Origin of the sequence: Lacicoccus qingdaonensis (genome assembly GCF_900101075.1) — a bacterium.
In the GTDB taxonomy this organism is placed as follows: Bacteria; Bacillota; Bacilli; order Staphylococcales; family Salinicoccaceae; genus Lacicoccus; species Lacicoccus qingdaonensis.
In genome coordinates, this window is record NZ_FNFY01000030.1 from 1 (window position 1) to 23,589 (window position 23,589).

Here is a 23,589-nt window from a genome sequence, read left to right on the forward strand (position 1 = left end):
TTCAAAATGAAAATAACAACAGATCTCAGGAAATATTCCGCACCAGCCCGTGGGTCTCTAGCATGGAAAAACATTTTCAAACGCCGTACTGCGGTAGAAAGAGTCAATGCATACCTTAAGGAATTCTTTCAACTGAACAATGTTCGATATCGTACCGGAAAACGCGCAAAAATTCATTTTGACATGGTGACACTTGTTTACAATGCATCCAAGTTGGCTGCAGACCGCATCGATGCTCAATTCATTCAGCAACAAGCTGCATGATTTCTGTTTTTTAAAATACATTTTAGGAATTCTGTAGGTCTTTGTATTTTTAAAAAGAGCAATTATGAAATTGATTCATTTGATTAAAATTATTAAATAAGTATGGTTTATTCACATGATAAAGAGGGCGATTGACATTTTGGAAATATGTTCAAATTTGAGCACGTGGCAACAGGCACTTTTGGCCACTCTATTTACATGGACGATGACAGGCATTGGTGCCGCTGTTGTATTTTTAACGCGTGAAGTCAATATGAAATTTTTGAACTCGATGCTCGGTTTTGCCGGCGGTGTCATGATTGCAGCCAGTTTCTGGTCTTTATTATCACCGGCGATTGAAGCGAGTATGGATCACCCGATTGGCGAATGGTTCCCTCCGGCTGTCGGTTTCCTGCTTGGCGGGTTGTTCATCTTTCTTTTCGATAAATTGATTCCGCATATCCACAGGAATGCATCAAACCGGGAAGGGGTGAATCCGGAGCGGTATAGGACCAGCACTTTGCTCGTGTTTTCATTGACATTGCATAATATTCCTGAAGGCCTTGCAATCGGTATCGCATTCGGGGCAGCAATATACGGGGAGATGGCTGTCGCAGCAGGTGCACTGACACTGGCACTGGGGATAGGTATTCAGAATATCCCGGAAGGTATGGCGGTCTCCATGCCGTTACGCGGTGACGGTGTATCGAGAACGAAAAGTTTCTTCTTTGGCTGGATGTCGGCAGTGGTGGAGCCGATATTTGCTGTAATCGGCGTGCTGACAGTGTCATTTATGGAACCTGTTCTGCCTTATGCCTTAAGTCTCGCAGCAGGCGCCATGATTTTTGTTGTGATCGAGGAAGTTATCCCAAGCACACAGAAAAACGGCCATTCAGATATTGCAGTATTCAGTTTTATGATTGGATTCACTTTAATGATGATATTGGACGTCGCACTCGGGTAATATATTTGCATCAGTCAAAAAGCGGATGGTCGATCTTTTAAAAATTATAAAAGTGTATAAAATCATTGTGAAATGCTGGCTTTGGAAATTGCCGTTGAATTCACACCAACTATTATGATAAAATAATAAAAAATCTATTCGATTATGAGTCGATTAAAGATACAATAGATAATGAGCTAGGGGAAAAGTAAGATATGAGAAAAACAGATATTCTCCACTATCATTATATATAGCTTGGTCGGGGCTTCTATTTTTGTCCCATCAAAAAGCGGCGTCATAGAAATAATTCTATGATGCCGCTTTTGTGTAAGGATTGGAAGCTATATGCCAGCTTTCAATCATCTTTTCTAATTATGCATATGAATGAAGTCCTGCAACGATCAGATTGATTGCAATAAGGTTAAAGAGTATCAGTATGAAACCAATCACTGCAAGCCATGCTGATTTCTCTCCTTCATACCCCCTGTTCAGTCTCAAGTGTAAGAACACAGTATAGAACATGAATGTGATGAAGGCCCAGGTTTCTTTCGGATCCCAGCCCCAAAATCTGCTCCAGGCGATCTGAGCCCAGATAGCCGCAAAAAAGATGCCGCCGAGTGCAAATAATGGGAAACCTATAATGACTGAACGGTAGCCGATCTCATCCATCAAGTTCAAGTCAGCTCTGTTGGCCAATGGTTTGACCAAGGCCATTAACCGTTTTCTCATTATTAAACGAAGTACTCCGTAGACGATCAATCCGAGAATGATTGACCAGATCACTGTGTTCAGCGATTGCGAATTGATCACAGGTGGTAAATTAATGCCCGTATGGAAATGATCCGCAGGTTCATATTGATTATCCCCGATATGTTCGACCGGTATGGCGTCGGCGTAGTTTATAAGACTCGGCAGATGGTACTCTGCAATCATCGCTTCACCGCGTTGACTGGTATACATGAATTCATCACTGTAACCGACTGCGCCTTTCATGACAAGCGTCGTTCCGATATAAACCAGCACAATGACAATACCTGCCATAATCATTTCAAGTATACGCGCCCGCCAAGACTTTTCATTTTCCGGAATGGCTTTAAGAAGATAGATCAATCCGGCTACAGCACTCATGGACAGAATGCCATATGATATTGATACAGTAATAACATGAATCGCAAGCCAGTTACTCTGCAGTGCCGGGATCAGCGGATTAACATCGGTTGAAAATAAACTGCCATATGCAATCAACAGTAATGAAACAGGAATCGCAAACAATCCCAATACTTTCGTTTTATAATAATGATATGTGATCAAATACCCTAAAATGAGCATGATTGAAAACGTGGCGATGAATTCATACATGTTCGATACCGGCGCATGCCCCGTTGCAACCCATCTTAATATAAAATAGCTGATCTGCATGACAAAAGCGATTGCCGTCATGATGATGGCCGTTTTTTCAAATTTTTTCTTTTCATTCCTAATACTCATGGAAAGCGGTACAAGTGCCACCAATAATATAAAGAAGGCTGAAGTGATCAGCCAGTTACTAATCGATAAAAGTGTTGATTCCATATTTATTTCCCCTCAACTATGATGACGCCTTTATCAAAATCTTGTGCATCTCTGTCAAAAATTTCACCGTAACCGTTATCTTCCAACACCGGATTGATCTCTTTTTTCAAACCAAAATAGTTTTTATTTGTATGGGCACTGATATTGAACCCATTTTCATCATTGATCCATATACGTCTATGGTTGATGTATGAGCCGATAAAGAGACCGATAAGAAAGATGACGAAACCTGTCGCTATAAGTGGCAGGGTCAAGTCTTTTTTCAATGTTAGAACGGTGGCCCAGTGATTTTCATTTTCAACGAACTTGACACTGTACTCGTTGCCCTGGGTGATATCAGTCGAGCTCATGATTTGCAGCAGACTAAGTTCACTGGAAGTATCATCTGTCACCTCAAATACAAAAGCCGGGTTTACCGGTGTGGGCGTTTCTGAAATTAATGCGCCATTTTCATCTATTTCCAGGAAGTCCGGTGCATAAGCGCGTACCTCCACAGCCAGCCCCTCGCCTACCTCATAAGTGCTTTCAAGATTATCCAGAGCGACAGTGAAGCGATCACCGACAGTTTCTCCGTTACTGTCCTCCAGCTGGAAAGTCATCGACTTCATCTGGGAGTTATCGTAACTCGACTGATACAGTTCAAACTGCTCAAACTGATATGGATGGTTGACTTGGAGGCTATAATCCTCAACCACTTCAAGATCGGGGGGCGCCCCGACGACATCTACGTTCTGATTCTCATAAAAAGTCATATCAGTCTGGTAATTACTGACGATGGTTTCATTGGTGTTCTGGACGGTCGCATCAAATACTGTACCTTCCTCTTCATAAATATCCACTATGAATTCGTTGTTTTCCACATAATACTGCCCGTCAGTCTCAGGCACCTGCACCGTATCACCTTCTGTGATATAGATCAGCTCATCCACATACATCCCCGGGAAAAACCTTAACATGCTGCCGAATAGGAGAATTATCAACCCTGTGTGGTTTATGTATGGGCCCCACCTTGACAGTCTACCTTTTTCCAAGAGATAGTGATTTTGGTCTTCTTTGACTTTATAACCTTTTTTCCTAAATCCTTCTATGACTCGCTCAGTATTCTTCGTGTTTGCCTGCTGCAAGTTTAAGCGCTGCCTCTTGTAGAAAGTCGGGTGTTTTTTGGCACGCTGGTTCTTCAAAGACTTGAACAGCGGCACCCCCCGGTCGATGCTGGCCGCAATCAGTGACAGTGCCAGCATGCCAATCAGGATGATGAACCACCACGAAGAGTACAGATTATGGAAACCAAGCTCATAATACAGCCTGCCCGGTGTGCCATAGTTCTCCGTATAATACTGTAGCGGATCCGCACCGACCGGTATGAAATACTCCTGTGGGAAAATCGTACCGATGGAGGATGCAATCGCAATGATCAGTATGATTGCCACTCCGACTTTTATCGAAGTGAAGAAAATCCATATCTTATCAAAGATGCTTCTTGACCTTGTCTTTGATCGGATGGCACTCCCGTCATAACGCATAAGGTCTTTTATTTTCTTTTTATCGTAATCACTGTTGATCATTTTACCGCAGGATTGACACAACTGCGTGCCTGGTGGATTCACATGATCACAAGATCCGCATTTTATCTCTTTTAATTCCACAACACTTCACCCTATTCCGAAGTTGATAGTTCCACAAAACGGTGAATATCATCCTTGGTCAGCTGATATTCCTGTTTATCCACGACCACACCATTTTTATCGATGGCGATTGTCGTCGGCAATGGCCCGATTTGATACACTTTAGTCACATCCCGGTTACGGTCGAGTGCAATTGGATATGATAGTTCATCATCAAGACTCGCTAGAAATTGATTGATCTGCTGCTCGCCTTCAGATACGTTCACAGCGATCAGCTCATAGTCGTCATGCCCTTCATTATAAACTTCATTCATATCCGGCATTTCCTCGCGGCAGGGTTCACACCATGTCCCCCAGAAGTTCAGGATGACACCTTTATCTTCATTGATGTCCGACAGTTGTACAGTCCCCCCGTCGAGTGTTTCGAGCTGGAAATCGACTGCTTCATCACCGACTTGTATTGCCTGTATATCCGAAGTTAAATTGAACCATAAAGTCACACCAACCAAAATCACAATACTTGATATGATAGTGATTCTGAGGATGTTCCTCGTTTGTTTTTTCATATTGTTTTCACCTACAGTAACTATTTGTTTTATTTATTGTACCATTCTTACTATAGGAGGGATTTTACAATATTATGACCTTTATCAAATCAGTCTTTTTCATGAGCAATAAGCTTTTTAGATCATGTTTTAAGATTCTTTCAATCCAACACGGTATGTCTTTTTCATATAACATTTGGGACAGATCATCTACTGAATTAATACACCATTATTTTTCATAAAACAGTATGCCAAATACATCGTAACCAGTAGGCCTGTCGGGCCCTAACATTTTCTACTTCCATCGAGGCTATTTTGAAAAATTTTCCCCAAAATTACACTTATCATTAATCGCACACATGTAAATCATAAGAAGTATGCTTTTTATTAGAAAATAGAAAAATATTAAGTAAAAGAGATGCTCATCATTTAAGGAAATATGACAAAAAATTACCTCAAAATGTCGAAAAGTACAAAGAAAAATTATATATCAGTGTCGTTATGAACACTAAAGACTATGATTATTTTGTATCATTATCTTCATTCAATCGCCCCAACAAACAAGTTTTATGTTGGGTGCACTGCGTTTATCTTTTATGATACTTGTAAATAAGCAAGATCATTCATATTAGAAAAATTAAATTTAAATACTGTTGAAGATATAAAGTATAGAAGACGTAAATTTCAAAGTAAATTTCAATTTTAAGTTAGCCACCTTGGGAGAGCTCCACTCCGAATATTGTGAACGTACTATGATGGTGAGTATTCCCCCTCCCCCGACGAGGAGGAAATTTTATACTACGCGCTTTGAGCCGATTATGTCTGCTTAGATGCTTTAATGAAACATTCATGTGGGGTCTGATAGTCCAGGATTTTCCTTGGATAATTGTTCATCCAGCGTTGAATCTGCTGGTCACTGATCTCAGAGATCGGCTGGCCTCTTGGGATGAACCGTCGGATATCATGAATTTCTTATCACTGGCAGCGAAGACAATGAATAAGACAGTACAGAACTTGTGGCTCAGGGTCTGTTTATTGGAAGGTTGAAGACTTAGGACTGGTGTTTCCTTAAACTAAAAGTGGTATGTCTGAAAATCATATTTTATTGGTTATTCAGTATTAAAAGGGGAAACCATGTAATGGGGGAACTTTTAATGAATTGCTCCTCTAAAGTTGAACTCAACTTTAACTTTAGAGATGTTTTGCAAAGCAAAAGGAATCTATGAGATTTCATAAGACGATCCAGCTACACTCAAACTGTCTATTACACATATTAATTCAACCAACAAAGCAAAATTAACAATATATCTACTTTAACAAACTTTAGTGTAGATTATGGTGTCTTGCATGATATATAGAATTGCCATCTTATGATGCCGTAGAAATTATTACAGCTAATCAGAGTGTGTCCACATCGAAATTTTATAATCTTGACCTCAGTCAATTTTTATACGACGCTAAAACTTTATACTTTAACCAACAAGAAAATAGAGAGATGGAGGAAGTATCATGCAGAGGGCTATATTAGATATGAAAAACCTGATTACGTTGATCAGTGCAACCTTGATCATACTTGGATTCTATGGTCGATTTGGTCTGGGGAACATGTTTGTCTTTGATTTGTCACTCATCATTGCAACTGTTATTGGAATTGCTCCGATTGCTATTCAGGCTTATCAAGCATTAAAAGTAAAGGTTATCAGTATTGACGTATTGGTCACAATTGCCGTCATCGGCGCTTTGCTGATTCAAAACTATGAAGAATCAGCGATTGTTACATTCTTATTCTTATTTGGTTCTTATTTAGAACAGCGTACACTCAAACGGACAAGATCTGCCATCAAAGAACTAACGGAGATGGCGCCGGAAAGTGCTTTGAAACAAAACGCGGCTGGTGAATTCGAAGAAGTGGACGTTGATGATGTAGATGAAGGCGACGTTTTATTAGTAAAAACCGGTGCGAAAATACCCGTCGATGGCACTGTTTTAACTGGTGAAGGTCATATCAATGAGGCAAGTATCACTGGTGAATCTGTTCCAGTGAGTAAAATGAACGGATCAGAAGTATTCGCAGGTACAATTTTGGAAAATGGGACGATTCAAATCAAAGCTGACCGTGTCGGGGAAGATACAACGTTCGGTCAGATTATCGAATTGGTGGAAGAAGCACAGGATTCCAAGTCGGAAGCAGAACGCTTTATCGACCGATTCTCCAAATACTATACACCGGCGGTCCTGGTACTGGGTGTCATCGTTTGGTTGTTCACCAATAATGTTGAACTGGCGATTACAGTTCTAGTACTGGGCTGTCCAGGGGCCTTAGTGATCGGAGTCCCTGTCTCCAACGTTGCCGGTATTGGGAATGGCGCCCGTAACGGCGTGCTTTTAAAAGGCAGCGAAGTCATCAATGATTTCAGTAAGGTGGATACAATTCTTTTTGATAAAACAGGTACATTGACCATTGGAAATCCTGAAGTTGCAGAAAAGAAGTTTTACGGAGATGACATGGATGAAGTGCTTGGATATCTGGCCAGTGTAGAGCGAGAATCCGATCACCCTCTGGCAAAAGCCGTGCTGCAGGATATTGGACCAACGACCTTCTCTGATGTAGATGAAACTGAAGTTGTCAAAGGCGGCGGTATCATCGCTAAAGTCGCCGGACGGCGTGTCGCAGTGGGAAATGTCGCTTTGATGGAAAAAGAAAATGTTGAATTGAATGAAACGGTCAGAAAAGATCTGAAACGCTTTGAGAAAAATGGAAACTCACTTGTGCTGACTGCAGTGGATGGTGTGTTGCAAGTATTGATGGGGATTCGGGATCAAATTCGACCGGGTGTTAAAGCAGAATTGCAAAACCTGAAAAAGCTTGGTGTTAAAAACCTCGTTGTACTTTCAGGCGATAACCAGGGCACTGTGGATGCTGTTGCCAGCGAACTTGGATTGACAGAAGCCTACGGCCATATGCTGCCGGAAGACAAGTCCGCTCATCTTGAAAAATTACAATCAGAAGGGCAAATAGTGGCATTTGTCGGAGACGGCGTAAACGACAGTCCGTCCTTGGCTCTGGCCGATATCGGTATTGCCATGGGCACCGGCACAGACGTTGCGATAGAAACCTCGGATGTTGTCCTGGTGAACTCTGACTTCAGCCGATTGACTCATGCTTTAGGTCTGACAAAAGTGACAGCGAGAAATATGAAGCAGAACATCACCATTGCGGTTGGCGTGGTACTGATCTTGTTGGCCGCCTTGCTGTTCAGTAACTGGATGAACATGACGATTGGCATGCTGGTACACGAATTGAGTATCCTTGTCGTCATATTCAACGCCATGAGATTGATGATTTATCGCCGAAGAAACAGAAATGTCAATGCAAATGCAACAGTGGGATGATGATACAGAACACATCGCCTGAGAAAATCAAGGATTTTAAATAATCAATCAATAATTGATTTACATCAATTATTTTAACGGCAAAAAGCCGTATACTTGAATTATAGAGAAGGAAACGAATAAAAATTTATAATAGGAGAGATATATTATGCAAAAAGCAACCATTCAATTAGAAACTTTATCATGTCCATCATGTCTCCAGAAGATTGATAGCGCTGTAAAAGGTTTGGACGGTGTGGAAAAAGACAGCGTCAAAGTCATGTTCAATGCAAGTAAAGTCAAAGTAAATTTTGATGAAGCAGTTACAACGATTGAAAATATAGAAAATGCGATTGAAAACCTGGGGTACCCGGTCGTCAAATCAAAAGTAAAAGTTGCTTGATCAAATTAATTATTTCCACTTTAACTGATCCCGGACATTCAAACGATTGTTTGGGATCTTTTATCACGGGTCAATAGATAAGTAAAGGCTTTACTTTAACCAAAGCAGGCACACTATAATTTAGTTTAAGATAAATATATTTTGTAGGACTATTATGGGTGAACATAGTCGATATTTTGAAAAGGAGAGATATGAAAATGAACAAGTACACTTTCACTTACAATCTGGTAGATGGCACAAAAGTGATTTTTGAAGATATTGAAGGAAAAACGCCCCAGAGTGCTTTGAACAGTATTAAAGTCGTTGAAAATGAAAATATTTGCGGTTTGGAAAAAGTGGATGGTGATACAACCACGATGATTCATATTTTTAAAGCGAATATATTAACGATGGAAGTATCCTACCCGACAGAAGAGTCGGTTTATGCTCGTAAGATTAAAGCGAAATCAGTAAACAGATAGCACCGTAATAATATAATATAAGATATCATTTAACCGTCCCGCATCATGTTTTGATGCGGGGCGGCACTATATAAAATCATAAAGTTTTCATGTAATTTAAAATATGTAAGGAGAGATTGAATGCTGATCAATTCAGATAATCATTTTAAAAAGTTGGATATGAGTTACCAGCCCTCAGCGTTAGAAACAATATTCCGCAGTGATGATGAAATTAAAATCACTGAAAATGACATCGAATCACGGCCATTGAATATCCCGCCTTTGCTCGAACCAATCAGTCAAACAGACGGACAAATAGAATATGAAATCAGAGCCCAAAACGGAGAAACAGAAATTGTCCCCGGACGAAAGACGCCGTCCCGTGGTTATAATGGTGAATTATTAGGGCCGACAATAAAGCTTAAGAAAGATCAACAGGTCAAGCTTCATACCGGCAATGATATGGATGAAGTGACAACATATCATTGGCATGGCCTCATCGTTGACGAAGCTTCAGACGGTGGTCCACATATGACGATTGAACCTGATGAAACGAAAACAATCGACTTTAATGTGGATAATGAAGCAGCAACATTATGGTATCACCCTCACCCGCACGGTTCGACGTCGAAACAGGTTTACGAAGGACTGGCCGGGATGGTCATCATTGAAGATGAAAATACAAAGCGTTTGGAAAAACATCTTCCTCATGAGTATGGAGTGGATGATATTCCGGTCGTCGTGCAGGATCGCTTCCTGGTTGATGGGTATAAGTTGAATTATGATGAAGTAAGAAGTATCGATGGTACGGGAGGTGACACATTGCTGTTGAACGGTACAGCAAATGCGACCTTTGATGCTAAAGGACGATACTTGCGTATGCGTCTGCTTAATGGATCGAACGTGACGAACTTTGAGTTTTCACTAGAAAATAATGCTACATTTTATCAAATCGGCACAGACGGCGGATTATTGAATTATCCAATTGAGCTGAAACACTTATTTTTGTCTGCAGGCGAGCGTGCTGAAATCATTGTTGACTTGGAAGCTTTTAAGGAAGAAGAAGTGAAATTATTTGTCAACGGCATCACCGGTTTAACAATCCGTCGCGGAGAAAATAAAAACAATGCAGACTTCAATCCGATCATGTCCCTTCGGACAGAGATGCTGCCGGTGATTCAACCACACGAGGTCGCCGGGTATCCAACGAAATTGATGTTGATGGCTGGGACAGATTATCGTGTGTCGATCAACGGCAAGAAATACGATCCTGATCGAATTGATACAACGCAGCCTCTTGGTGAATATCAAGTCTGGGAAATTGTCAACGCCAAGGATGAGATGGAAAACCTGATCCATCCCTACCATGTCCATGGTGTACAATTTAGAATTTTAGACCGGGATGGTAAGATACCGCCCCGAAATGAACAGGGCTGGAAAGATACTGTGCTGGTCAACCCGGGAGAAACGGTTCATGTTTTATTGAAATTCACCAAACCGGGCAAATTTATGTATCATTGTCATATCTTAGAACATGAAGAACATGGCATGATGGGTCATGTAGAAATTAGTTAATAGTAAAAATCACTATGTATTAATAGGGTGGTTATCGAAAATCCCAGGAGTATCACTTATTTTATAAATGCTAATCAGTCATTATAGGCGGTGTCCATTATTTCTATATTAGAGATAATGGACATTTTTAAATCTTTAAATATTAATGTCGTGATGATGAATTGGGGATGTCTGATAAAACGCAGGTATAATCGACAAAGGGCTCCTCTGTAATGAACTTCATCCTAATTTGATTATTGTGTATTTAATATTTAGCGAAGTATGTGTCACTTTCGATGTTATTTTGCGTAATCAACTTTAAAATTCCACTGCCTTCAGGAAGAGATAAGTTGGTTTTTAGCTATAATCCTGAATTATTCATACTTCCAAATAAAATATTCAATCATTGGAAAGTTTGAGTGCTTTCGTTCTTTTGTTGATATGTCGCGTGTCAACGACCGAAGTACGATGAAAACTGATGCATCTACACCGATTCATCGGCGTGTGCCCCTCATTTTGGACAGACTGCACCCTAGGTTGGACGATGGGGTTTTAAAAATACTGATGTCATCTCTATTCCAGTTGAAGTTTCTGCACCCGGTGGAGTACTTGCCAGAAAAACGACTGATACACAAAGCTCGAAGCCAGTTTGAAGTACAGCCGGCGGCCGGATTTGACGACCCGGCTGGCGACTTTGATGATGCGTGTCCGGATGGTTTCAATCTGCATGGTCTGTTGGCCATCCGGGAAACAGAGGGTCCGGAGCCAGTTGGTCAGGTTATACGCCAACAGGCTCAACATCATCTTGGCCTGATTGACCTGGAAAGAGTGGCTATTCATCCGATCGAAACCAAACCCGTTTTTGACTTCCTTGATATAGTTTTCCATCGTGCCGCGTTTCTGGTAGGTCCGGACGATATCTTTGGGTGTAAAGGCGTCCACCAGGTTCGTGACATAAAATGAGTGCGTGAAAAACAGTTCGCCCGCCGGCCGCGTTGATTGGACAATGACTTTCCGGGGCCGGTCCCACGACTTTGCCGGGTACTCGGTTTCTGTATAATGGCATGTCGTCTCTGAAGTGTCGGCCGGCGCTGAAGATGGGCAGATTTCTTCTCCGATCCGTTGGAGATTCGCATTGGATTTCAGGCGGATCACGTAATACACCGATTCCGTTTCGCACAATTCATACAATGCAGGCAGGGCAAATCCGCTGTCGCCGCGTAGGAACGGTGTGGTTTCAGGAAACGTGTCGTTGTAGTGTGTGATCAACGGTCGGACGAAATCCACTACACCGTTAGATGTATAGACATTGCCCGGTCGCAGTGCCGCTTTCAAAAAGTCTCCAGTGACCCCATCAAATGCAACAAGCGGATGGAAACCGACAGTACCGTAATGGGCATTGTATGCCGTCGATTCCTGATTGCCATATGTATCGGCGTGGGTGGAATCGAGATCAAAGATGATGGCCTCAGATTCACGTTGCCGGTGGACTTTATCAAGCATCGCTTGATTGGCCTGATTCAACTGTGTCATGGACTGATTGTCAAACCGACTGAAAAAGCGGGACAGGCTGGGCTGCGATGCCAAGGCATCCGTGCCGATGATCTGCGTGAACACCGGGTCGGCTGTCAAATGGTCCGCGGCATCATCTTCAGTGTATCCGGCAATCATCTGATAGAGCTTCTGTCGCATCAGATTTTCGTTGGAATGAATATGATACAGCCTGTCGTCCTTGAGGTGCAGATGATTCGCCAAGATGTTGGAGAAACCGAGCTTGTCATCGAATTCCCTGAACAGGAATTCGCCGGTATCGGATGAGAGGTCGCCCCCATTATCCATGAGTTTGATCTGACGATTGAAATCTAGCGGTATTTCAGGTAAAGTAGCCATTATAAGAACCCCTTCTTTTGGTTATTTGGTCGTACTTTTAACCTTATCAGAAACGGGTTCTTTTTTCATTTTCTAGATGAACAAGGATTGAACAGAAAAGCTGATTATGTCGACCTTAACAATCGATCAATAATTTTCTATGAATAATTCAGGATAATACAAGTTAAATTCTAAACCAGTCAAAATATCATTAAAAATGACAGTCAGAATTTATTTTAATCCTGAAAGAGTTAATAAACAGTCGTTTTTAGGAGGTTCGAAATATAGAGTTATTAGAGTGATAAATATTGTATAAAAATTTAACATCAATTGGCAAAGGCAGAATATTATTTATTGCTTAACGTATATACATAGGATATACTTAAATATATAAAATAAGTTTGAGGGAGTTGATTTGCATGCAGAAGACGAAGCGAAAAGTGAATAAACGAGAAGCTAGAATTCAGCCATGGGGTAACAGTCAAGGAATCAGGCTCACGCGTGAAGTCCTGAAAGAAGCAGGGTTTGATGAAGACGATACGTTGCTCGAGGTAGAAGTAGAACACAATCGCATTTCGTTGGTGCCAAAGAGCAAGTTGACACCATTTCAAAAATTATTTGTCGGTTACGATGGTGAAAAACCTAAAACAGAGGCTCTTTGGGATGAGATAGAACCGGCTGGAAAAGAAGAATGGTGATCTGTCGATCAGCTTAAATATCATGTGTCTGTACTCATTTTTAACTATAAAATGAGTACAGACACTATTTTTTGGAGGGATGCGTATGACAAAGTTTTTTAAAGCGGGGGATATTATAAAAATCAATATGTCTCCAGCAAAAGGCCATGAACAACAAGGCTACAGACCCGCAATTGTGGTCTCAGAAGAAAGTGTACATAGACACACTGATTTAATTTGGGCCTTGCCCATTACTAACACAAATAAAGGCTATCCAACGCATGTCGCTGTGGATGGAAGAACCAAGAATAATAAAACGACAGGTTATGTACTATGTGAAAAAATAAAAGCGATTGATCCAGTTGCCCGAAATGCGAAATTGTCAGATGAAGCCAAACGAGATTTACTTGAAGAATGTAAGAAGATTATCGATGCGATTACTTATATCGGCTAGTAAAGATTATAGTGGTATTAATACATTTCTTCTCATCCTCTTAAGCCCCTACTTATAATGTAAGTTAGGGGCTTAATTTTTCATATGTAATATTTTATCTTTCATGTTACTTGTTATATAAAAAAACGCCTCCAAATAACGGTCGTTAAATAAACATACTATTTCATCATCAAAAATTTCTATATGTGTGACTTTTGACTTTATTTTGCACTTATTTAAGTGATATTTTGCACTAAAATTAAGCCGATATCTCACATTAAAAGAGAGATATCGGCTTATAAAATTTTCTATTAAAATAGGAATGAGAACAGAGCGTTGAATGTGCCATTTTCAAATAGGATATAAATTCCTAATCCTATAAAGACGATTGGAACGATCCAACGTTCATATTTTTCGATTTTATCTGAAACAAAATTCAAGGAAGCCAATCGATAGCTGATTAGACATAGAACACCAACCATGATCATGAAAACAATGATGGCAATAACGATTTCCATCATATTTAAAGTTGTAAAGTATGGTATATAGATAGAAAAATCATCCGCACTGGAAGCCAGTACAATGAAAGTGACCGTTATAAATAATTGATTAAATCTGCCTGAAGAGAAAAGGGAGAGAATGTTATCTTCATCTTCGTCCTCTTCCCCTTTGATCCATATTTTGATACCCAGGTAAAGTGGCAGCAATCCAAGCAGACCGATCATCCATTGTTGAGGAATAAAATTGGCTACTCCCAATGCGACCAGAAGACTTGCGCCTATAATAATGACTGTCCCTATATATTGTCCAACCCAAATATGTTTTATTTGATTACTCTTTTCGATTTGCGAAAACAGAAGAATCAATATAACGAGGTAGTCGATTCCTGTCGCTACATAAACGGCAGCAGCTGTAAATGCCGTTACAATCATAGTTCCAACTCCAATTTTTCAGCATCAGTACTTTTATTTATCTGGGAAGAACCCAAGCTTAATTCATCTTCCTTCACACGCATAAGCCTCAAACCATTCATGGCCACCACTAAAGTGGCACCCATGTCCGAGAGAATCGCAATCCATAGTGTCAGCCATCCTGGGATGACCAACAATAGAGCAATCAGTTTGATTCCAATGGCAAAAGCGATATTCGCTTTGATGATGTTCAATGTTTTGCGGCTGAGCTTGATGGTAAAAGGCAGTTTCTTCAGGTCATCGCCCATTAAGGCGACATCTGCTGTTTCAAGAGCGGTATCTGTACCGGCGCCACCCATAGCGATACCCACGGTGGAAGCTGCCAATGCTGGCGCATCATTGACCCCATCACCGACCATGCCTACATGACGATAATCAGTTTTTAGTTGCTTGATTACGTCTAGTTTATCCTGCGGGAGTAATTCAGATTGAATATCTGTGACACCGACATGTGAACCAATCGCACTGGCGGTACTATGATTATCCCCCGTAAGCATGACTGTTTTTTCGATGCCTGCCTGATGCAGCTTCTGGATTACCGCTTTACTTGATTCGCGGACTTCATCCGCGACTGCAATAATTGCCTGAACTGTATTTTTCGTTCCTGCAACCATAACGGTCTTACCTTGTTCTTGAAGTGTTTTGACATCACTTTTAATTGCATCATTGAAATTAGTTGCCTGTATCTCTTCAAATAATGCCGGACTGCCAACATAATACATTTCATTATTGATTTTACCCCGTATCCCTTTGCCTGTAATGGAAGAAAAGTCTTCGACAAAGATATCAGAATAAGGAAGGTTATAACTGTCTGCCTTCTTTATAATAGCGGATGCCAATGGATGCTGGGAACGATCTTCCAATGCTGTGATGACTGCCAGCATTTCCTTTTCATCAACTGCATTGTCGATTAAACGATAATCGGTTACAACCGGGACGCCTTTTGTGAGTGTGCCGGTCTTATCAAATGCAATGGCTTTTAATCCACCCATTTCTTCGAGGTAAACCCCCCCTTTTATAAGGATTCCCTTCTTGGCAGCATTTCCGATTGCTGAAACAATCGCTATCGGCGTGGAAATCACCAATGCGCATGGACAACCTACAACGAGGACCGCTAACCCCTGGTATACCCAAGTAGACCAACTGGCACCGAAAAATAACGGCGGTACAATCGCAACCAGCACTGCGACACCCATAATGATGGGTGTATAATATTTTGCAAATTTATCAACGAATGCCTGGGCAGGAGCACGCTCACCTTGTGCTTCTTCCACCAGATGAATGATTTTGGCAATGGTCGTATCTTCAACCAATTTAGTGATTTTAACTTCCAGTAAGCCTTCTTCGTTCAGTGTCCCTGCAAATACTTCATCATCGAGCGATTTTTCAACCGGCACTGATTCACCTGTGATTGCTGCCTGGTTGATTACAGAGTAACCATTGACAATTACGCCGTCCATAGCAATTTTCTGTCCAGGCTTAACAATCATGATATCGCCCACAGCAATATCATTGACGTGCACTGTCATTTCCTGTCCGTTGCGTCTGACAAGTGCCTCTTTAGGAGCAATATCCATCAATGAACTGATGGATTGCCTTGCTCGATCCATCGAGAAACGCTCCAACGCTTCGCTGATGGCAAACAAGATGACAACAATGGCGACCTCGGCCCATTCTCCGATGATGACACCGCCAATCACTGCGACTGTCATCAGGGTTCGCATATCAAATTCAAACCGGACTAAATTCTGGAGACCCGTTTTCAGCATTGAAGCCCCTCCGACAATCATGGAAGTGATGAATAGCAGCGGTGTAAGAATATTGTCATCACCATTCACCAACATTGAAATGAAGCCAAAAGCGATAAATAGTAGCGAATAGAGCAGAGTGCTGTGCTTTTTATAAAATGGAATGGTTACTTCCTTTTCTTTTTTGTCTTGTCCACTTTCTTCCCGGGATTTCTCAGGCACCACTTTGAGATTTTCAAATGCTCCTGCTTCTTCCAGTTCCTCAACCGTTGCAGAACCATATACAGAAATTTTTGATGCGCCAAAATTCACCTTCGCATCTTGAACTTCAGGTAGTTTCTTCACATTCCCTTCAAATGTGCCGGCACAATTTGCACAAGAAAATCCTTGGACACGGTAGACTTTTTTCTCTTTATTAACTTCTGGTTGCGCTTGACGACTAGACTTTTCAGGCACCACTTTGAGATTTTCAAATGCTCCTGCTTCTTCCAGTTCCTCAACCGTTGCAGAACCATATACAGAAATTTTTGATGCGCCAAAATTCACCTTCGCATCTTGAACTTCAGGTAGTTTCTTCACATTGCGCTCAAATTTCCCTGCACAATTCGCACAAGAAAACCCCTGAACACGGTAAATATTTTTTTCTTCTTCAGTCAGTTCTGCAATCCCTTCAGACATTGGTTATCACTTCTTTCTTATGTATTAATGCAATCGTCATGATTTCTTTAATATGCTGATCTTCCAGAGAATAGAACGCGAGTTTCCCTTCTTTCCTGAATGTAACGATGCCTTCTTTGTAGAGCGTGCGTAAATGATGAGATGCACTTGCTACAGTCACACCGAGTATATTTGCGATGTCACAGACGCATAATTCCTCTTCCTTGCATAAGGAATAGGTGATTTTTGCCCTATTCACATCGGCAATAGCCTTAAGCATCTGTGATATACCGGCAATATCGACAGTTTGTAAATTCTCTTGCATCCGGTTAACCTTTTCTTCGTCATAACAAAAAACTTCACATGTTTCTTTCTTATTCATACATACACCCCGTCATTCAAATATTTGTTTGAATATAGTATATCATCTTGTTTTTCTTTATTCAATCAGATGTTTGAATTGTGACTTTTGGTTTTATTTTGCACCTATTTTAAGTGATATTTTGCATATCCAACTTTAAAAACCTAGCTACCCCTCACATGAAAAGATTAGCTGGGTTCCTTAATTATTTACATCCAAACATTTATAGAACTATTCTGTTCCGTCTAATAAAAAAGCGACTGCTCATGTTTTAGCAATCGCACCCGTTTGAGGAAGATTAATCATATAAGTTTAACCCGCACAACAAGATAATTTCGACACATCCCTACCAAAGGTCAAGGCTGCGAGTTTTAAACCTTCGGCCATGGTTAAATAGGGGGCAAAACTATCCGTAAGATCTTCAATGGTCAGGCCGAATTTCACCGCCAAGGTCGCCGTATAAATGACATCCCCGGCATTTTCACTGACGATATGAGCTCCGATCAACTTACGGGTTTGCGCATCAACAACAAGTTTATAAACCCCGGTTGTTTCGTGATTGACCAATGCCCTGGGAACAGCATCCAACGGCAGAACCGAAGTTTTCACGTCGTAACCCTTTACCTTGGCTTGTTGTTCGGTTAGCCCGACGGTCGCAATCGATGGATTCGTGAATGTTACCCCGGGGACAAAGCGAAGATCGATTTTCCGTTTGGCCACACCGAGTGCATTGTCCGCGATAACGCCCCCTTCATAAGCCGCAACATACACGAATTGTGGACCGAGTGTCACATCGCCTGCGGCATAAATGCGGACATTTGTCGTTTGTAAAAATTCGTTGGTCAATACTTCGCCTTTTTCACCTGTTTTCACGCCTGCTGTTTCTAGGTTTAAGGACTCTGTGTTTGGCTTTCTGCCTGTTGCGACCAACACTTGATCGGCTGTGATGACTCGTTTCTCGCCGTTCACTTCAATCGTAACGCTTTTCGTATCGTCGTTTTGCTCGACTTTTTGATAGGTAACGCCAGTGATTAGGTTGATCCCCTTCTCCGTTAAGGCGTCATCAATGGCGTCAGAAATCTCTGGTTCGTACGCCTTAAACAAACGCTCACTTCTTTGCATAAGGGTCACTTCTGCTCCGAGATTGTGAAACATTTGGCCCAATTCCGCTGCGATATAACCGGAACCAATTACGGCGAGACGTTTCGGAACATCTTTTAATTCTAGTGCTGTCGTACTCGTTAAATAATCAATCTCACTCAATCCCGGAATGTCTGGAACCGCAGGATCTGCCCCCGTTGCGATTAAGAAGCTTTGAGCCGTAATGTGTTCTCCGTTGACTTGTACCGTTTTTTCGTCGACAAACGAGGCTTGACCACGAATGAGATCAAATCCGTATTCGTCGATCAAGTCGATATATTTTTCTTGGCGCATTTGACCGACCAGTTCATCTTTTTGCTCGGTCAATTTCGCAAGGTTCACAGCACCGGCACCTGTTTGTAAGCCGTTAAATGGATGGTTCTGTGCCAGTCCATTGATGACACCGGCACGAAGCATGGCTTTCGAAGGGACACATCCAATGTTGACACACGTTCCTCCAACCGTGCCCCGTTCCACCATGGCCACCTTCGCGTCGTTTTCACTGGCTTTGATTGCGGCTGAAAAGGCCGCACCGCCGGAACCAATAATCAGAAGATCGTAATCGCCATCCCGATTGAAATCTACACTGTTTTCAGAGGCCTGGCTTTCTTCCTCTCCGGGTTGATAGCCGGCTGCCGAAATATTTTTCTTAGCTTTTTCAATCCGATCCTCGCTGAGTTTAAAAAATGCTTCACCGCATCGAAAATCGGCCGAAACATCTTTAGCTCCGACTTGTTCCAATGCTTCGGTTACATGTGCTTCACAACCGGTGCATGTCATGCCTTGAATGGGTATTTTATATGAATTTTGAGTCATTTGAATCCCTCTTCCTATTTAAAGTTTGATAGACAGTTCTGTACATTTTTACCTCATATTCATCTTGTCTCATGCTCCCGATCCATGCTCTCTGGAGGCGTATAGCATTCCGTTTTATTTTTTGTTTTTCCGTTGCCTTCAGGAGAATTGTATTTATTCTTCAAGAACTTGCTAAGAATCAGAGCAATCATAACAACGGCCAATGCTGCGAAAATGCCAGTCAACCACCAATTTCTTGTCGCACCAGCAAAGAGGGTACCAATCCCTGTACCTCCTAATGCAACAAGGAGAATCGGTCCTGCACAACAAAGTAAAGGAACCAATAATATACCGAAAAGGCCCACACACCCCAGCCGTTACCTAAGGAAATGCGTCTTTTCATCCAAATCTTCCCCTATTCATTTATCAGGCTCCCTCATTAACGTTTCAATAATGGGACAGGTATACATCGCCTTTTCATCTGGACACTTTTCTTTTAATTCCTCTAATAACCGTTGGATCCGCAACAAATCGTGCACTTTCCGCTCGATTTCTTTGGTTTTTTGAACGGTAAAGACGTACATATCTTTACATCTCTCCCCATCTTGATCAACTACACCAAACAACAGGTGGATTTCTTTTAGCGAGAAGTCCAATTCCTTCATTCGTTTAATAAACCGTATCCGATCTGCTGTTTCCTCTGAATATATTCGATACCCTGATTCGTTTCTGGGAGGTCCGGCTATCAATCCTTTCCGCTCGTAATACCGAACGGTTTCTTTATTCACATTACACGCTTTAGCCAATTCACTGATTTTCATCCCCATATTGTCACCTCAATAAAAGTATAAACTCTGTACCATAGTACACGGTCAAGTCATACATTATTTTTCTTTTATAGAATAATCTTATAAAACAGATCAGATAAAAAACCTTATTTATCAATTGTTCACATAAGTTTTTTAGAAGTTTAAGAATAAAGCTATCTGCTCTTCACGCCAAGAAGCCACATTCTTCCGTTGAAAAATGCGGCTGTCAAAAAAGTTATTTTCTTTTTGATTCTAAGATCATATAACAAGATTAGACGATAAAGTGGTTTATAAACATCTCACATTACGTAAACTTACACCATGTGGGCAATGTCCGAAGCTGCCGTTGGATAGGCAAATATCATTTGTTTCAATTCTTTGGTTGAAATTCCAAAACGAATGGCTGTTGCAAAATGGTTAATTAGTTCATCGGCTTCATTACTAATCAAATGAGCACCGACAACTTGATCACTATCTTCGTCAATTAGCACTTTAAACGCAGCAAACCCTTCATTTGTCCGTTTATACGTAAACCAATCGGAAATGTTTTTATGTTTTACTTTAATATTCCGGCCAGAATTTTTGGCTTCCTCTTCGCTCATACCTACCGACGCCATTTTCGGTACGGTGAATACAGCAGATGGAATCACGGAATATTCAATTTTTTTGCTGTTCCCTTTCAATAAATTAGATGCTACAACATGAGAATCTGCACTGGCTACAGGTGTGAGGGGCAAGCCATCTGTTGCTGCAGCATCTCCAGCTGCATAGACGTTCGGACTACTTACACTTTGCAAATACTCATTAACATGGACACCATGTTTCTTCCTTTTTATATTCCCTTTTTCAAGATTTATATCTAACGCTGGAACCCGTCCGGCTCCATGGATGACGATGTCTGCTTCCAACCGAATTATATCCTCTTTTTTTCGAGCGTGCACATGAAACTTTCCTTGGTCTTTTTCAATGGATTCAACGGAATGTTGAAGATGTACCTGAATGCCAATCTCTTTCGATTTTGCTAAAAGAATATCTACAAGGTCTACATCAAAGTTCTCCAAAGGTCTTTGACCTCGATGGATAATATGAACTTCTGAGCCAGCACGTGCTGCGATATGAGCAAATTCAAACGAAATATATCCCCCACCAACAAAGACGATTCTTTTTGGTAATTTATCCAACTCCAAAAATTCATCACTATAGGTAAGATGTTCTTCCCCTTGTATAGGCAAAGGAGTAGGCTTCGCACCGCTAGCAATCAAGAAATGCTTCCCTTCGAGTATTTCTTGATCTACTTCAAGTTGATCCTCACTAATGAAAGATGCTTTGCCATGATACGTATCGATTCCCTGATTATTCAATGCTTGTTCTTTTTTTTCCGGGACATCACCTGTAAAAGTTCGTTTAAAGCTCATAAGATCTTTCCAGTTGATGGAGACCTCTGATGGTACTCCGTTCCTAATCATTCGTTTATTCCAATCGATGAGATCGGCTGCCCCATGTAGAACTTTTTTTGGGTCACATCCACGCAGCGCACACGTGCCCCCAAATGGCCTGTCATCTACCATGGCTACACTCCAGTCGGCGTTATTACATTTTGCTGCTGTGATTGACCCCGCAGAACCTGTACCAATCACAATGAGATCGTATTTCTTTGTCATCATTATCCTCCTCATAGAAATCACTCTTTAATAAGTTTTCCTTGTTTTTGTCTAATGAAACCCTGTACTTCATCCACAGTTTGAAAAAATCCAACGTCTTAACTAAACGGTGACTTCACTGTGTTTTTATCCCGCACAACATTGTTAAATATATAGCAAGACTTTCTTTTAAATCTTCTATGGTTAAGCAAATTAACGGCTAATGTCATCGTGTAAATCACATTTCATGCATTTTCGGATACAAGATGAGCCCCTAACACCTCAATATTTTTGTATCTGCCACTAACTCCATCCTTTTCATGCATTAAAAAATCGGCCCGTGTGTCAAATAAATAAGCAAGTAAACACCGGATAACAAGATGATAAATGCCACCAATGTCTGCATGATTGGCATGAATTTTCGGATTCATTTCTGGGCAAGTGTGCGCGACCCTAAAGGAAATATCGTAATGATAGTAATCGCTAACCTCATATCTATTGAGAAAAGCATAAAATTTATGACTATACTTTAGTATCTAGGCGTCTGTCATGGATTGGGAAACGACTATATAAGTTGAATTAAATATTTTACAGTACCATTAAGGTTCATAAAAGTACACTTTTACGGACGGTTTTCGTTTACAATTAGAAAATAATATCCTGGTCAAACAATTTGTAGATGTGTTTTTCTTTTTTTTTATTTATGTTTTATTAGAGTAGACCCTAAATGGACATTATACAGGCATTGATTCCATTGGTTTTGAAGTGTATGATTAGGGTGTATTTTAAATATATTGAGAAAAGATGGTTAAATGAAAATAGGATATGCTCGAGTGTCGTCGTTGGATCAGAACTTGAACCGACAGATTGAAGTGTTAGAAGAATTTGGTGCAGAAAAGGTTTTTAGAGAAAAGAAATCTGGAGCCACCGTAAATGAGCGAAGTGTCTTCAAAGAAGTATAAGAATTTGTTCGGTCGGGAGATCAACTCATTGTAGAATCGATTGATCGATTAGGGAGAAACTACGATGAAGTAATCGATACAGTGAATTTTTTGAAGCAGAAGGATGTTCAATTGATCATCACAAGCTTGCCTATCATGAGTGAGGCGGTTGGTAACCCTTTGTTGGATAAGTTTATTAAAGATCTCATTATCCAAATACTTGCTATGATTGCAGAACAAGAACGTTCGGAATCTAAGCGTAGACAAGCCCAGGGCATTCAATTAGCAAAAAGCAAAGGGGTCTATAAAGGCCGGCCGACACTTTATTCTCCAAATGCGAAAGATCCTCAAAAGCGACTCGTATATCATCGTGTTGTTTCTCAGTTGAACGAAGGCATTGCGATATCTAAAATTGCAAAAGAAGTCGGCATTACACGACAGACAATATATAGAATTAAAAAAGAATTGAACTAGTTCTACTATATATAGAATATTGGAAAGAAAAGCATCTGAATATCAATCCGATAAAATGAAAGATCGTATGAAATATAAAAAGAAACTGCAAGATATGAAAATTGATATGCTCCCCTCGTAGTAGACAGAGAAATAATAAAAACTCTGTAACTACGACGAGGGGAGATTTTTATGTCTAAACGAACGTCCAAGTATACGATAGAAGAGAAAGTCGATATGATTCATCAAGTGTTATCAGATCATCAATCCATCCATAGTGTATCTAATTATTATCAATTGAGCAGTCACACAATCGAAGCATGGATCCACCGTTATGAAACGGCTGGTGTGGATGGGTTAAAAGAGTCCAGAGGCTGGAAACATTACTCTGAAGCAAC

At 40.8% G+C, this 23,589-nt stretch carries 20 protein-coding genes and 3 pseudogenes; 11 read left to right on the plus strand and 12 right to left on the minus strand.

Annotation, left to right across the window (positions count from 1 at the left end):
- Together BLR15_RS11835 and BLR15_RS11840 are read left to right on the plus strand one after the other, a co-directional pair.
- Window positions 1-264: transposase (locus BLR15_RS11835; RefSeq protein ID WP_143003948.1), on the plus strand; the 264-nt coding region annotated here is incomplete at its 5' end.
- A gap of 136 nt (window positions 265-400) precedes the next feature.
- Window positions 401-1,207, plus strand: a complete 807-nt coding sequence (locus tag BLR15_RS11840) for a ZIP family metal transporter (RefSeq protein WP_407927604.1) — start codon at window positions 401-403, stop codon at window positions 1,205-1,207.
- Between the two features lie 351 nt (window positions 1,208-1,558).
- On the opposite strand, the gene ccsB is transcribed toward BLR15_RS11840, so the two are convergent.
- From ccsB to resA, 3 genes are all read right to left on the minus strand, one after another.
- On the minus strand, window positions 1,559-2,758 hold the full coding sequence (ccsB, locus tag BLR15_RS11845; RefSeq protein ID WP_092987791.1) for a c-type cytochrome biogenesis protein CcsB: 1,200 nt from the start codon (window positions 2,756-2,758) through the stop codon (window positions 1,559-1,561).
- 2 nt (window positions 2,759-2,760) lie between these two features.
- Window positions 2,761-4,323, minus strand: coding sequence for a cytochrome c biogenesis protein ResB (gene resB, locus BLR15_RS11850; RefSeq protein ID WP_245696782.1), 1,563 nt, complete (start codon window positions 4,321-4,323; stop codon window positions 2,761-2,763).
- Between the two features lie 92 nt (window positions 4,324-4,415).
- On the minus strand, window positions 4,416-4,949 hold the full coding sequence (gene resA, locus BLR15_RS11855) for a thiol-disulfide oxidoreductase ResA (protein ID WP_092987795.1): 534 nt from the start codon (window positions 4,947-4,949) through the stop codon (window positions 4,416-4,418).
- Between the two features lie 381 nt (window positions 4,950-5,330).
- Between resA and BLR15_RS14485 the strand changes: the two genes are divergently transcribed.
- Window positions 5,331-5,528 (plus strand): type III toxin-antitoxin system ToxN/AbiQ family toxin, encoded by a 198-nt coding sequence (locus tag BLR15_RS14485; RefSeq protein WP_092987797.1) that lies wholly within the window; start codon window positions 5,331-5,333, stop codon window positions 5,526-5,528.
- A gap of 216 nt (window positions 5,529-5,744) precedes the next feature.
- On the opposite strand, the pseudogene BLR15_RS14445 reads toward BLR15_RS14485, so the two are convergent.
- Window positions 5,745-5,888, minus strand: a pseudogene (locus BLR15_RS14445) (IS30 family transposase); the annotation flags it as partial.
- Between the two features lie 549 nt (window positions 5,889-6,437).
- Between BLR15_RS14445 and BLR15_RS11870 the strand changes: the two are divergent.
- The 4 genes from BLR15_RS11870 to BLR15_RS11885 all read left to right on the plus strand — a co-directional run bounded on the left by BLR15_RS11870 (window position 6,438) and on the right by BLR15_RS11885 (window position 10,718).
- Window positions 6,438-8,321 (plus strand): heavy metal translocating P-type ATPase, encoded by a 1,884-nt coding sequence (locus tag BLR15_RS11870; RefSeq protein ID WP_092987801.1) that lies wholly within the window; start codon window positions 6,438-6,440, stop codon window positions 8,319-8,321.
- Window positions 8,322-8,469: 148 nt separating this feature from the next.
- Entirely contained in the window at window positions 8,470-8,703 is a 234-nt protein-coding gene (locus tag BLR15_RS11875; RefSeq protein ID WP_092987803.1) for a heavy-metal-associated domain-containing protein, read from the plus strand.
- A gap of 197 nt (window positions 8,704-8,900) precedes the next feature.
- Window positions 8,901-9,164 carry a hypothetical protein gene (locus BLR15_RS11880; RefSeq protein WP_092987805.1) on the plus strand — a complete coding sequence of 88 codons (264 nt, stop codon included), beginning with the start codon at window positions 8,901-8,903 and terminating at the stop codon, window positions 9,162-9,164.
- A gap of 120 nt (window positions 9,165-9,284) precedes the next feature.
- Complete coding sequence (locus tag BLR15_RS11885) at window positions 9,285-10,718, plus strand: multicopper oxidase family protein (RefSeq protein ID WP_092987807.1); 1,434 nt, start codon at window positions 9,285-9,287, stop codon at window positions 10,716-10,718.
- Between the two features lie 552 nt (window positions 10,719-11,270).
- Here the strand turns inward: BLR15_RS11885 and BLR15_RS11890 are convergent.
- Window positions 11,271-12,587: an IS1380 family transposase gene (locus BLR15_RS11890; protein WP_092987809.1), complete on the minus strand. Its 1,317-nt coding sequence runs from the start codon at window positions 12,585-12,587 to the stop codon at window positions 11,271-11,273.
- Window positions 12,588-12,985: 398 nt separating this feature from the next.
- Here BLR15_RS11890 and BLR15_RS11895 point away from each other — a divergent pair, with 398 nt between their 5' ends.
- Window positions 12,986-13,264, plus strand: coding sequence for an AbrB/MazE/SpoVT family DNA-binding domain-containing protein (locus tag BLR15_RS11895; RefSeq protein ID WP_092987811.1), 279 nt, complete (start codon window positions 12,986-12,988; stop codon window positions 13,262-13,264).
- An 85-nt stretch (window positions 13,265-13,349) separates the two neighbouring features.
- Entirely contained in the window at window positions 13,350-13,697 is a 348-nt protein-coding gene (locus tag BLR15_RS11900; protein ID WP_176754157.1) for a type II toxin-antitoxin system PemK/MazF family toxin, read from the plus strand.
- 290 nt (window positions 13,698-13,987) lie between these two features.
- On the opposite strand, the gene BLR15_RS11905 is transcribed toward BLR15_RS11900, so the two are convergent.
- The 7 genes and pseudogenes from BLR15_RS11905 to BLR15_RS11935 all read right to left on the minus strand — a co-directional run bounded on the left by BLR15_RS11905 (window position 13,988) and on the right by BLR15_RS11935 (window position 21,818).
- Window positions 13,988-14,608 carry a CadD family cadmium resistance transporter gene (locus BLR15_RS11905; protein WP_092987815.1) on the minus strand — a complete coding sequence of 207 codons (621 nt, stop codon included), beginning with the start codon at window positions 14,606-14,608 and terminating at the stop codon, window positions 13,988-13,990.
- Window positions 14,605-17,073 (minus strand): heavy metal translocating P-type ATPase, encoded by a 2,469-nt coding sequence (locus tag BLR15_RS11910; RefSeq protein WP_092987818.1) that lies wholly within the window; start codon window positions 17,071-17,073, stop codon window positions 14,605-14,607. The genes BLR15_RS11905 and BLR15_RS11910 overlap by 4 nt, the downstream gene beginning before the upstream one ends.
- On the minus strand, window positions 17,066-17,434 hold the full coding sequence (locus BLR15_RS11915; protein ID WP_020006642.1) for an ArsR/SmtB family transcription factor: 369 nt from the start codon (window positions 17,432-17,434) through the stop codon (window positions 17,066-17,068). Before BLR15_RS11915 ends, BLR15_RS11910 begins: the two co-directional genes overlap by 8 nt.
- A gap of 291 nt (window positions 17,435-17,725) precedes the next feature.
- The gene (gene merA / locus BLR15_RS11920; RefSeq protein ID WP_020006641.1) at window positions 17,726-19,369 is read right to left on the minus strand and encodes a mercury(II) reductase; all 1,644 of its coding nucleotides are present in this window, start codon (window positions 19,367-19,369) and stop codon (window positions 17,726-17,728) included.
- Between the two features lie 59 nt (window positions 19,370-19,428).
- Window positions 19,429-19,751: pseudogene (locus BLR15_RS11925) on the minus strand (mercury transporter).
- Between the two features lie 16 nt (window positions 19,752-19,767).
- Entirely contained in the window at window positions 19,768-20,175 is a 408-nt protein-coding gene (gene merR / locus BLR15_RS11930; protein ID WP_020006639.1) for an Hg(II)-responsive transcriptional regulator MerR, read from the minus strand.
- Between the two features lie 296 nt (window positions 20,176-20,471).
- Window positions 20,472-21,818 carry a dihydrolipoyl dehydrogenase family protein gene (locus BLR15_RS11935; protein WP_020006638.1) on the minus strand — a complete coding sequence of 449 codons (1,347 nt, stop codon included), beginning with the start codon at window positions 21,816-21,818 and terminating at the stop codon, window positions 20,472-20,474.
- A 791-nt stretch (window positions 21,819-22,609) separates the two neighbouring features.
- On the opposite strand from BLR15_RS11935, the pseudogene BLR15_RS11940 reads away from it, so the two are divergent.
- Window positions 22,610-23,212, plus strand: a pseudogene (locus BLR15_RS11940) (recombinase family protein).
- 171 nt (window positions 23,213-23,383) lie between these two features.
- Window positions 23,384-23,589, plus strand: a 206-nt coding sequence (locus BLR15_RS11945; protein ID WP_143003983.1) for a helix-turn-helix domain-containing protein, incomplete at its 3' end; no start/stop codon positions are given.